The following is an 11,927-nucleotide window of genomic DNA, read 5'->3' as shown; positions in this document are numbered from 1 at the left end:
AACGCGTGCCCGAGATCGCGCGAAATCACTGCCCAGCTTCCGCGAAATACGCACGGCTTTGGCTGAACGATGGCTCATGCGTTCGGCTTCGGCCCGAGTATCGCAACCACGTTTGGTCTTACGACTTCGTGCATCACCGGACAGATGATGGCAGGGCGTTCCGGACGCTTAATATTCTGGATGAACACAGCCGAGAATGTCTGGCGATCCGGGTAAAACGCAAGCTGAACTCGACTGAGGTTATCGACGCTCTTACAGACCTGTTCATTCTGCGCGGCGTGCCTGCTTACATTCGTTCAGACAACGGTCCGGAGTTCATTGCTGAGGCTGTCCGGGACTGGATCAAAGGCGTTGGAGCCAAGACAGCTTACATCGAGCCTGGATCGCCCTGGGAGAACGGATACTGCGAAAGCTTCAACGGGCGAATGCGCGACGAATTGCTAAACGGAGAGATCTTCTACTCGCTCCGTGAAGCCCAGATCATCATCGAAAGCTGGAGGAAACAATACAACACCAAAAGACCCCACAGTGCATTAGGCTACCGCCCACCTGCGCCAGAGGCCATCATCCCGATGGACCAACGGCCAATCATGCACTAACTTTTAAAATGGACCACTCAAGTGGGGCTGCTCAGTGCAACGTCACTTCCTGCACAAACTGGTTCATCTCAGCTAGCAATCGCTCGTAGAGCGACCCGAAGCCACGAATATTCCCACGTTCGCGCAGTGCCTATTTGCCCATCCGCAGCTCGACCCGCCAAACTTGGCTTTTTGCGCGGTCGACGAGATCAAGCTCAGGCAGACCCATTTTCTCAAGGTTTCGGTTCCAAATTATCGGCCATTCGACCGTGCGCTTGCTCAGCACTTCTTTACGCTTATCGTACACAATCACTTGCCGACCAGGTTGTTTGCCAATAGTTACGGATTTGAACCGACCGGATGGGCCATGTGTTTGCATCTGTTCGAGATCGGCAAAGGTCTTGCGGCGCGACCGTGCGTGCATGATAAAGTGTTCAGGCTCCAAATCAAACTCGGGTGCGAGTATATCCACGGCGAAATCCACACGGCCAATGCTGACGCCATCGGGCGGCACTGCGAGGTTAAGCTTAGCGCAAGTAGGCAATCAGTAAAACAGTCCCGCGCACCTAGGCTGAACAAAGTTGGCAAAGGCCCTCGAGATGCATCTATGCAGAACAGCGCAGTAATCACCGTTTTTAGCATAGTCACAGTAATCACGAACGGGACGCATTCTCTTTCGGCAACCTAATCTCAAAACAGGTCATCCCGGAGCTCCTGAGCGTAATCGTTCCCCCGTGCAGGCTGACAATCTCTGCAACAATCGCCAAGCCAAGCCCTGCACCTGAACTCTCAGAACCTTGGGTGAAACGCTCAAAAACCTGCTCAGAAATTGCGGTAGGTACCGACTGGCCAGTATTGCCCACTTCAACGATCACAGCCTCTGCGTCTGTCGCAAGGTGGAGCCAGATTTTATCTAACCTCTGTCCGCCATGTTGAAGGGCATTGTCGATCAGATTTGTGAGCGCTTCTTGCATAAGCGTTTCATCAAACTTGGCGATAACCCGCTCCTTTGGGATATCAACATCAAAGCTGACGTCCGCATCCAGAATTCTGGGTCCGACACGGGCCGCATATTCCTTGAGAAACACATTAAGTTCACAGGAAACCAGTTGCGAAGGCCTGCCTTGCACACCTTCCAGCGATAGCAATTGTTGGGTGAGACGCATGGCCTGACGGGTCTCGGCCACCAGTTCACCAGCGCGCGTTTGACTGTCTTCTAGCGTCTTTGCGGTTTCGACGGCTTGGGCCATTGTATGGATTGCCGCAACAGGGTTGCGCAGTTGATGGGCTGCATTCGAGATGAGGCGTTCTCGGGCATCTTTAGCCTCGGTTAGGCTGTTGAACAGGGTGTTCAGACGCTGCACGATACCGCGCGCCTCTTTGGGCACTTGGCGATCAATGGGGCGCAGATCAGTTGTAGACCGTCTTTGAATGGCTTGCTCTAGTTGTTTCAACGGGCGTAAGCCCAATGCCACGCCAAAAAAGACGACCGCAGCCACCGTCGACAGTAGACTAGCCGTAACCAACACAGCGCGCCCTGCAAGCCGATTTGCAAAAGCCAAGCGCGGTTGCAGTTGCTGCCACACAGTTACCACCGACACCCCGGAAATTCCGTCGATTGTGACCCGTTCCGCTAGGCTGACGGCACGAACGGGTTCGCCTTGGTGGACAGCATCGAACAGAACCGGTGTATTAAGGTCTAGTCGCACATTGGCCGGACGCCGCACGGGCGGAGAGGAATAACCAGTCACAAAGCTGCCGTCGGGACCGTAGACATGATAAAACACCGGCCCACCTGTCGCTTCGCTAAAGAGATTTGCCGTCGTGTCCGACAAAGTGTCTCCACCGGACAAGGCCACATCGCGCGACACCGCTAGGCCCAGCATGATAAGATTTCGGTCAAAGATACCTTCAGCCGTGCCCCGTGCGTCATTGAACCGCCAAGCCACCATCAGGGCCGAAACGACCACCAACGGCACCAGAATTAAGCCCAATAGTCGCAGCCTCAGCGACCCTTGCAGTAAGGTCATCACGCGATGTCCAACAAGTAGCCCAAGCCACGAGCAGCTTTGATCTTGATCCCCGCATGGCTCAGTTTTTTGCGTAGGCGAGAGACATAAACCTCAATCACCCGCTCTTCAATTTCAGCACCCACGCCATAAAGATGATCTGCAATTTGTGGTTTAGAAACAATCTGACCCGCGCGCTCAAACAGACATTCAAACACGGCGATCTCCCGCTGGGTCAGTGGAATGTCCACACCGCCCATTCGCAAGGTACGCCCCGTTCTGTCGTAATCCAATTGGCCTACCGTAATCACATCCCCCTCACTGAGAGGTTTGCGCCGCAACAACGCCCGGATACGCGCATCCAGCTCCTTCATATCGAAGGGTTTGATCAAATAATCATCTGCCCCCGCATCTAGGCCCGCGACCCTGTCATTCACGCTGTCGCGGGCAGTAAGCAGAATGATGGGCATCGTTTGCCCCGCTTGTCGCAGCCCACGAACCACGTCAAAACCACTACATCCCGGCAGGTTCACATCCAAAATCACCATATCTGCCCCATCTCGGAGCAAAAATGCCAACGCTTCATCTCCGTCGTGGATCACATCAGCAGCATGCCCTTGATCGCGCAACTGGTGTGCGATTCCATTGGCAAGCGTTTGGTTGTCTTCAACAATGGTGAATCGCATTTTTTCTCTCGGCTGAAAGCTTCGCGCAAGGTTGGGCAAGCATGGTGCAAGAATCAAGAGCCAGCATACTGGTCTGATACTTGAAACGATCGGCGCCGCTTTGGCGCTTTGGGAGGAAATTATGACACTATCCAAAATCACGCGTCGCGTGGCACTTACGCTTGCCGCGACCACAGCTTTGGCATTGCCCGCAGCTGCAGATGTCGACATGTCCGGCAAAACCATCGAATGGACGATCCCGTTCTCTGAAACAGGTGGTTCGGCCAAATGGGCTAACTTCTTTGCGCCTTTGCTGTCGGAGGCTCTGCCAGGCAACCCCACAGTTGTGGTGAAGTTCATGCCCGGCGCGGGTTCGACTAAAGGGGCAAACTGGTTCCAAGAGCAAAGCGGTGGCGACGGCACGGTGATGTTCGGCTCATCCGGCTCCACACAGTTTCCTTATCTGCTCGGCGATCCACGCGTTCGGTATGAATACAACGATTGGGAGCCAGTGATGGCCTCGGGCACCGGTGGTGTAGCTTATCTCAACGCTGAGGATGGCGCGAAATTTGACGGTTCAGCCAACAACCTAAAAGACGTAACGTTCATCTACGGCAACCAGGGCGCCACGCGTCTGGACATTATCCCAGCACTTGCATGGGAAATGCTGGGCATGAACGTCGAGCACGTTCTGGGCATCAAAGGCCGGGGCGACGGCCGTAAGATGTTCGAAAGCGGTGAGGCCACGATCGATTATCAAACATCGTCGGGTTACCTGAAAGGGTCCATGGCGTTGGTTGAGGCAGGCAAAGCCGTTCCCATGATGACTTGGGGTTCGATCGATGCCGATGGCAACATCGTACGCGACCCGACCTTCCCAGAGATCGCAACCTTCAAAGAAGTCTGCGAAGCCACTGACGGGTGCGAAACCTCGGGCGACCAGTGGGATGCATGGAAAGCTTTCTTCATCGCGGGCTTCCCCTCGCAGAAGATCGCGTTCCTGCCAGCCGGTACAGACCCAGAGATCGTGGAAACGTTCTCTAACGCGTTTGCCGAAATCGCAGCGCGTGATGACTTTGCCGAGATTTCAGCAGCACGTCTTGGGAAGTACCCAATGTACACCGGTGATGCAGCACGCAGTGCTTTGGCCAACGCGATCACCGTGAGCGACAGCGCCAAGTCCTACGTCCAGGGCTGGTTGAAAGAAGACTTCGGCGTTGAACTGAAGTAAACCGACCTATTTTTGAGCGCCCCTCGGCCCGTCCGCGGGGCGCTTTTTCAATCGGTGGGAAGGCCGTTCTATGGAAATCTTTTTAGAGGCGCTGCCAGCGCTCGGCTCAGCATGGAGCCAAATTCTACAACCTGTCGTGCTCGGGTACTTGGTCCTTGGGGTCTGTATGGGATTGGCCATCGGCATTTTCCCCGGCCTCGGCGGTATTGCAGGCCTGTCTCTTCTCTTGCCGTTTATGTTCGGCATGGACCCTATTTTGGGTCTCGCACTGATGATTGGTATGGTGGCCGTGGTCCCTACATCTGACACGTTTGCTTCGGTGTTGATGGGGATACCTGGGTCATCGGCATCACAGGCCACAGTGCTTGACGGATTTCCAATGGCCAAGAAAGGCCAAGCCGCGCGTGCGTTGTCGGCGGCATTTTCGGCGTCACTGTTTGGCGGGCTGGTGGGGGCGGCTTTTCTAACTGCGTTCATTCTGGTCGCGCGCCCCATCGTGTTGGAGTTTCAATCACCTGAACTATTGATGGTTTCGGTCTTTGGCTTGTCGATGGTGGGCATCCTTGCCGGCCGGATCGCAATCAAGGGCATCGTTGCCGCCGGTCTTGGCATGTTGATCGGCACCATCGGCGAAGGACCATTCAATGGTGAGTTGCGCATGTCCAGCTACGACTTTCCCTATCTCACTGATGGGTTAAAGCTGGTCATTGTGGGCTTGGGCATTTTCGCCATCCCTGAGATTGTTGCCCTATTGCGCAAAGACAAAGCGATAAGCGACCGGCAGTCTTTGGGTGGGGGCTGGATGCTGGGGGTCCGTGATTGGTGGGCCAACAAATGGCTATCCGCACGGTGTTCGATCATCGGTGTGATTGTTGGGATTATACCGGGTCTTGGCGGATCAGTTGTGGATTGGATCGCCTACGGACACACGATCCAAACCGCCAAAGGCAAAGACCAATTCGGCAAAGGTGATGTTCGCGGCGTGATCGGACCAGAGAGTTCCAACAACGCCAAGGAGGGTGGGGGGCTTGTGCCGACACTTCTCTTTGGCATCCCCGGGTCCGGGTCGATGGCGATCTTCATCGGCGCGCTTGCTCTTTTGGGCAACGGAATCGACGTGGGGCCGAGCCTGCTCGAAAATAATCTCGACTTCGTTTACTCTATCGTCTGGCTTTTGGCGTTGGCAAATGTCGTCGGCACAATTTTGTGCATTTCGATGTCCAGCGGCATTGCCCGGTTAACGAACATCCGCTTTGCACTGCTTGCGCCATTCATCTTTATGGTCATCGCATTTGCTGCGTTTCAGTCCGGGCAAAACCTGATGGACCTTGTGGCATTGTTTGCAATCGGGTTCCTAGGGATCATGATGAAGCGGTTCGATTGGTCACGGCCTGCGTTCTTGATCGGCTTCGTGTTGTCGACGCCAGTGGAAAACTACTCCAACAACGCATACCAAATTCAGGGCATCAAGTTCCGCCAAGGCTGGGAAACTGGGATGGACTACCTGTTGTCATGGATCACAATCTCATTGATTGTCATCACTGTGGTGTCTGTGGTTCTAGGGCTACGTCAAGCTAAGAACATTATGGCAGAGGGTGATGTTCCCTCCGGCGGCAAACGCGCACCGTTTACATTTCTGTTGCTGATTTTGGGTTTCGTTGCCTACGCACTTTGGGATGTCGCAACGATCCCGGACTACGCGTGGACCGACCGGGTGTTCCCGGTATTCGTGGCCAGTATTACGCTCGTCGGCGCGGTCATTTTGCTGGTGCAAATGATGCTGGTGCCCGAAACGCACACGTTGTTCGCAGACGGCGAAACCGGGGCTGAGGCTGCCGACAATAGCTATACGCTTTGGCCCACACTCGCGTGGTTTGGCTTCTTGCTAATCCTGACGTCGATCACGGGGTTCATTATTGCACTTGCGGTGTTTCTTTTGTCCTTCCTGCGTTTGCGCGCGGGGCTGGGATGGACCCAAGCCCTCGGGCTCAGCGCGTTGGGCCTTGCCTTCATGATGAGCATGGCTTGGCTCTTGGGCCGCGATTTCCCACCCGGCCTGTTACAATCCTTCTTTGACCTACCTTGGCCTTTCACATGACCCAGACAGCAATCCCCTTTGTTTTCATTCGTGGCGGAACCTCGCGCGGACCGTACTTCAATCGCGCCGACCTACCTGTGGATTTGGACACACTCGCACAGGTGCTCATAGCGGCTGTGGGATCCGGCCACCCGCTCAATATCGATGGGATCGGTGGGGGAAATGCGGTCACGACAAAGGTCGCCATGCTCTCTCGGTCAGATGACGAATGGGCGGACATCGATTATTTCTTTGCGCAAGTCAGCGTCGAAGAGCAGATCGTGGATTTCAAACCGACGTGCGGCAACATCCTGTCTGGCGTGGCGTCAGCCGCGTTAGAGATGGGATTGGTTGAGGCGCAGGGCGCGCAGACCGATGTGCGTATCCGCGCCGTCAATACAGGCGCCCAAGTGGTCGCGCGCGTCCAGACACCCGACGGTGCAATTACCTACGAAGGGGACGCCTGTATCGACGGGGTGCCCGGCGCCGCCGCACCTGTAGCGTTAAACTTCATGAAGGTCGCAGGGTCTTCGACCGGGGCTTTCCTGCCTACCGGCAATCTGCGTGATACCTTCTATGGTATTGAGGTGACATGTATGGACGTGGCAATGCCGATGGTCATTGCGCGTGCCTCTGATTTTGGTCTCACCGGGTATGAGACCCCCAAAGACCTAGATGCCAACCGCGATTTCTTTGCACGTATGGAGGCCGTCCGGCTCCAAGCGGGTCAGGCAATGGGGATGGGCGATTGCACCAAATCCGTGACCCCAAAATTCGGCCTCTTGGCGCCAGCCAAGGACGGGGGCACCATCGCCACTCGCTATTTCATGCCATGGAATGCGCATCCCACAATGGCAGTGACAGGCAGCCAGTGCCTTGCTTCTTGTGCACTTACGCCCGGAAGCGTGGCGGACGGGCTGTTGGAGCGCGCAGGGTCAGGCCCGGCAACTGTGACGCTTGAGCACCCGATGGGCTTGATGGACGTTGTTGTGGATTTTGATCTAAAGGACGACGAATTTCATCATATCTCTGCCGGGCTGGTGCGCACTTGTCGTAAACTCGCAGCGGGCGAGGTGTATGTTCCTGCGGCTATCTGGAAGGGGCACTCATGAAACTCGCGATCCTAGACGATTGGTTCGATACGCTGCGCGGCCTGCCTTGTTTTGCAAAATTGAACGGGGTTGATGTCACGGTTTTCAATGACCACGAACCAGATCCGGATAAACTGGCCGAGCGGCTCAAACCCTTTGACGCCGTGGTCCTGTTTCGCGAACGCAGCGCGATAACGGTGCAGATTTTAGATCAACTTCCAAATCTACAGCTGATCTCACAACGCAGTGTTTACCCGCACATCGACATAGACGCCTGCACACGCAACGGCGTTCTGCTTTGTTCCAATATGCATGGGGGCACCCCAAGCTTTGCGGCCGCCGAGCACACATGGGCATTGATACTCGCCACCGCACGGCAAATTCCGCAACAAATGGCCAATATGCAAGCGGGAGGGTGGCAAATGGGCGTTGGTAAAACGCTCCATGGTCGCACCCTCGGACTTTATGGATATGGACGCATTGCCAAGGCCGTTGAGGGTTATGCAAACGCCTTTGGCATGAACGTCATTTGGTGGTCATCTGAGGAAGGTCGGGCAAGGGCGCGGGCCGACGGCAAGACCGTAGCACCAAGCCGAGAGGCGTTCTTTTCCAAGCCTGACGTCGTGTCGGTACATGTCCGGCTCAAACCATCAACACGCGGCATGATCACCGCAGCGGACCTTGCGCATATGCGGTCCGATGCGATGTTTGTGAACACCTCGCGCGCAGGATTGATCGAACCGGGTGCAATGCTGGCGGCATTGAACGCAGGCCGTCCGGGGCAGGCCGCACTTGATGTCTTCGACCAAGAACCCATCACATGGGACAATGATCCGCTGCTTACGCATCCCAATGTAACCTGCACTCCGCATATCGGCTTCGTGACCGAAGACGAGTTTGAGATTCAATTTTCGGATATCTTCGATCAGGTCGTCGCATTCCGCGATGGCGCGCCGATCCACATGATTAATCCGGAAGTGCGTGCCTAAACATCCGCGCCATAATCGGTGCACCTAGGATCACGACAAAGATGCGCAGAACATGGTGCGCCACCACAAACCCCATGTCCGCCCCCACAATAAGGGCAAGCACGACTAGCTCTGCTTGCCCGCCGGGTGCCAAAGACAGGATCGTCTCAATCGGAGGTGCCAGCCCAAGAAGCAACACGCCTTCGATGGTCAGCCCCGTCAAGATCAGCAAGATCACACAAAACCCTAGTCCCGCAGCCACATCATGGCGCAGCTCTTTGCCGGTGATGCCGACATATTTTGCGCCGATCCCAATAGCGATGAAGTATTGCGCGGCCCAGATCGCTTCTGATGGTGGGCGGGTGTATAAAAAACCCGCCAAGCTGGCGAAAGACGCAAGTATAAGCGGCCCCAGGATTGAGGCACCGAACATTCCCAATCGTTTGGCCACACGCCAACCGACGATGGCACAAACCACGAGGATGATAAGCTGATCGACCTCGAACGTTGTAATCGTGGCCCCAGGTGGGCGATCAAGGTCAACTTGCCAAACGGTGCTCAGCACGAGGGGCAGGGCCAAAACGATGACCAGTACGCGCGTAGCATGGATAAGAGAGATTGCCCGGACATTGCCACCTGCCTCTTCGCCAAAGGCGATCATATCCTGAAGCCCACCGGGCATGGCCGCGTAATAGGAGGTCGGAAAATCAAAGCCACCGACGCGCTGAAAGTACCACACGCCAATCGCCCCAATCGCCATGACCATCAACGGCACGATCATCAGGGTGATCCACATTGAGGACAGCGTCCCTAGAAACGCCACTGTGATGGTCGCACCAACCGCAACGCCCAAAATGCTACGCATAGCATCACTTAGCGGTTTGTATGTCACGAGCGGCATGCCACAAAGTGCTGCCACAAGGCAGGCAGACATAGGACCGAACAGCCATGGCAATGGAATGTGCAACCACAAGAACGAGAGTGCCCCAGCGAGGCTGACGGTATGGGTCAGGGCGTGTCTAGCGATCAATGTGCAAAGCCTTGAGGCGGTGATCCAGAGAGGTTTCCATATGAACCCTCATGGTTTCTTCAGCCCGCTCGGCGTCGCCGGCTTTTAGGGCTGCGATGATATCACCGTGTTGAGCGACGACATTGGCCACACGCGTTTCGGTTTCCAACGTGGTTTTCCCCAGCAAGATCATGGCATGGGACAGGGCGCTATAGCTCTGCGCGAGAAACTGATTGCGCGCAGCCTCTAGGATACAGCGGTGGAATTTACGGTTCAGGATGGCGACGCGTACTGCGTCAGTCGCCACCGCCTCCATATCCGCATTCAAGGCTTCGAGGGTGCGAATTTCCGCAGCTGAGGCGTGTTTGCTGGCCATGGCGGCGGCGGTCGTTTCAAGTACGATCCGCATTTCATATAGCTCGACAATTTCTGTCTGACCCAAGGTGCGAATAACCGCACCAACACGCGGCTGATGAGAAACGATCCCGTCAGCTTCTAGCCTCCGAATGGCTTCGCGAATGGGCGTGCGACTAACGCCAAATCGATCAGCGAGTTCAGTCTCAAGCAAACGATCACCGGGGCGCAGCTCACCGGTCTCAATTGCATTGTAAAGGTGTTCGTAGGCTTGTGGCATGTTGGGCCTTGTCGTTTCATGTTAAATTGTATACGCGTGGATACAATTCTGCAAGGAGCATATTATGAACACCACTTGGGACGTCATTATCGTAGGATCTGGCAATGCAGCCCTATCTGCAGGGATTGCCGCCTGTGAGGGTGGAGCAAAAGTCTTGATGATCGAAAAGGCTGATGAGGCTTTGGCTGGCGGGAATACAAAATACACCGCAGGCGCGATGCGCTTTGCCTATGAAACTAGTGATGCGTTGCTGCCTTTGTTGGCCAATCGGGATGACGCACGTGTGCCGCGGTCAGATTTTGGCAGCTACACGAAAGATAAGTTCGCCAAGGACCTTTTAGGGTTCAATGATGGCGCCCCTTTGACGCCAGAGCAGCAGATTTTGGTGGGCAAAAGCTACGACACAATGCATTGGCTAGCGGGACATGGTGTCACTTATGAACCCATCTGGGCGCGTCAAAGCTTTGAGAAAGACGGCAAGATTATCTTCTGGGGCGGTCTTACGCTTGCCGCCGAGAACGAGGGCGTAGGCCTATTTGATATGGAAATGGCCGCATTCACTCGCTTGGGTGGCACGGTTCGCTATAACACCGAGTTTGCGGACCTTTTGACAGACAAGGGCACCGTCACCGGTGTGATCTTGGCGGATGGCACCACATTGGATGCCACATCCGTTATCCTAGCCTGCGGTGGCTTCGAAAGCAGTCCAGAAATGCGCGAAAGCCTAATCGGCCCAGAGTGGAAGACCGCCAAGGTGCGCGGCACACCGCACAACACAGGCGACGGCCTGCGTGCGGCTTGGTCCATCGGGGCGCAGAAATATGGCCGCTTTGACGGATGTCATGCCACCCCCATGGATTACTTCATGAAGGACTACGGCAACCTTAACATCCCTCATGGCGAGCGTAAAAACTACCGCAAGATCAGCTATTTTCTTGGTGTAATGCTTAACGAGAACGGCCAGCGATTTGTGGACGAAGGCATTGACTTCCGCAACTACACTTATGCCCAGTTTGGACGCGCAGTTTTGCAGCAGCCGGGGGCGCGGGCGTGGCAAATCTTTGATGCGAAAGTGTTTGACCTGCTCTATGGAGAGTACAGGTTCGAAGACGCCCACTTTGAAGAGGCCAACGATCTACCCGGCTTGCTCGCGAAGTGCGAGGGGATCGATGCAGATGCCGCGCTGGCGACCCTGATGGACTATAACCAAAGCGTCACGGACCAGACCCCTTTTGATCCGACAATCAAGGACGGAAAATCTGCCGCGACAGCAGGATTGGCAAAATCGAATTGGGCTCAGAAGCTCGACACCGGACCATACCGCGCCTTTCCAGTCACGGGCGGGATCACCTTTACCTACGGCGGACTAAAGATATCCGATGCGGGTGCAGTCTTGGACGTCGACAACGTAGCCATCCCGGGTTTGTTTGCCTGTGGAGAAGTTGTTGGTGGCGTGTTTTTGAACGGCTATCCCGGTGGGTCCGGGCTCACCTCCGGCGCCGTCTTCGGTCGGCTGGCCGGCGTTTCGGCAGCACACAAAGCTGCCTAGGTTTCGGGCCCATAATCGTCAACTTAACCACTAAGATTGAGGGTATTGTTACAAAGCTGTTCGAAGGGTGCGTATTTCGCGGAAGCTGGGCAGTGATTTCGCGCGATCTCGGGCAC

General features: G+C 55.4%; 11 protein-coding genes. 6 read left to right on the top strand and 5 right to left on the bottom strand.

The annotated features are described in order from the left end of the window. On the top strand, positions 1 to 599 hold a 599-nt coding region (locus AC4GMC_RS14805), incomplete at its 5' end, for an IS3 family transposase (protein WP_487877106.1). A 130-nt stretch (positions 600 to 729) separates the two neighbouring features. Here AC4GMC_RS14805 and AC4GMC_RS14800 read toward each other — a convergent pair. The 3 genes from AC4GMC_RS14800 to AC4GMC_RS14790 all read right to left on the bottom strand — a co-directional run bounded on the left by AC4GMC_RS14800 (position 730) and on the right by AC4GMC_RS14790 (position 3,273). Next, positions 730 to 1,050 carry a hypothetical protein gene (locus tag AC4GMC_RS14800; protein ID WP_487877105.1) on the bottom strand — a complete coding sequence of 107 codons (321 nt, stop codon included), beginning with the start codon at positions 1,048 to 1,050 and terminating at the stop codon, positions 730 to 732. Positions 1,051 to 1,231: 181 nt separating this feature from the next. Further along, positions 1,232 to 2,608 (bottom strand): sensor histidine kinase N-terminal domain-containing protein, encoded by a 1,377-nt coding sequence (locus tag AC4GMC_RS14795; protein WP_487877104.1) that lies wholly within the window; start codon positions 2,606 to 2,608, stop codon positions 1,232 to 1,234. Then, positions 2,608 to 3,273, bottom strand: a complete 666-nt coding sequence (locus tag AC4GMC_RS14790) for a response regulator transcription factor (RefSeq protein ID WP_487877103.1) — start codon at positions 3,271 to 3,273, stop codon at positions 2,608 to 2,610. Before AC4GMC_RS14790 ends, AC4GMC_RS14795 begins: the two co-directional genes overlap by 1 nt. 121 nt (positions 3,274 to 3,394) lie before the next feature. Here AC4GMC_RS14790 and AC4GMC_RS14785 point away from each other — a divergent pair, with 121 nt between their 5' ends. The 4 genes from AC4GMC_RS14785 to AC4GMC_RS14770 all read left to right on the top strand — a co-directional run bounded on the left by AC4GMC_RS14785 (position 3,395) and on the right by AC4GMC_RS14770 (position 8,640). Next, positions 3,395 to 4,483, top strand: a complete 1,089-nt coding sequence (locus AC4GMC_RS14785; protein WP_487877102.1) for a tricarboxylate transporter — start codon at positions 3,395 to 3,397, stop codon at positions 4,481 to 4,483. A gap of 70 nt (positions 4,484 to 4,553) precedes the next feature. Then, positions 4,554 to 6,581, top strand: a complete 2,028-nt coding sequence (locus AC4GMC_RS14780) for a tripartite tricarboxylate transporter permease (RefSeq protein ID WP_487877101.1) — start codon at positions 4,554 to 4,556, stop codon at positions 6,579 to 6,581. Next, positions 6,578 to 7,672 (top strand): 4-oxalomesaconate tautomerase, encoded by a 1,095-nt coding sequence (locus AC4GMC_RS14775; protein ID WP_487877100.1) that lies wholly within the window; start codon positions 6,578 to 6,580, stop codon positions 7,670 to 7,672. The genes AC4GMC_RS14780 and AC4GMC_RS14775 overlap by 4 nt, the downstream gene beginning before the upstream one ends. Next, positions 7,669 to 8,640: a D-2-hydroxyacid dehydrogenase family protein gene (locus AC4GMC_RS14770; protein WP_487877099.1), complete on the top strand. Its 972-nt coding sequence runs from the start codon at positions 7,669 to 7,671 to the stop codon at positions 8,638 to 8,640. The genes AC4GMC_RS14775 and AC4GMC_RS14770 overlap by 4 nt, the downstream gene beginning before the upstream one ends. Here AC4GMC_RS14770 and AC4GMC_RS14765 read toward each other — a convergent pair. Together AC4GMC_RS14765 and AC4GMC_RS14760 are read right to left on the bottom strand one after the other, a co-directional pair. Next, on the bottom strand, positions 8,618 to 9,649 hold the full coding sequence (locus AC4GMC_RS14765) for an AbrB family transcriptional regulator (RefSeq protein WP_487877098.1): 1,032 nt from the start codon (positions 9,647 to 9,649) through the stop codon (positions 8,618 to 8,620). The two genes, AC4GMC_RS14770 and AC4GMC_RS14765, sit on opposite strands and share 23 nt — an antisense overlap. Then, a complete protein-coding gene (locus tag AC4GMC_RS14760; protein WP_487877097.1) occupies positions 9,639 to 10,262 on the bottom strand; it encodes a GntR family transcriptional regulator in 624 nt (207 codons plus the stop codon). The genes AC4GMC_RS14765 and AC4GMC_RS14760 overlap by 11 nt, the downstream gene beginning before the upstream one ends. A 64-nt stretch (positions 10,263 to 10,326) precedes the next feature. Here AC4GMC_RS14760 and tcuA point away from each other — a divergent pair, with 64 nt between their 5' ends. Continuing rightward, a complete protein-coding gene (gene tcuA, locus AC4GMC_RS14755; protein ID WP_487877096.1) occupies positions 10,327 to 11,811 on the top strand; it encodes an FAD-dependent tricarballylate dehydrogenase TcuA in 1,485 nt (494 codons plus the stop codon). Positions 11,812 to 11,927: the final 116 nt, after the last annotated feature.

It is taken from the genome of Thalassobacter sp., from assembly GCF_982993085.1.
The sequence above is the reverse complement of the archived record's forward strand: the minus strand, read 5'-3'. Positions and strand labels throughout refer to the sequence as shown.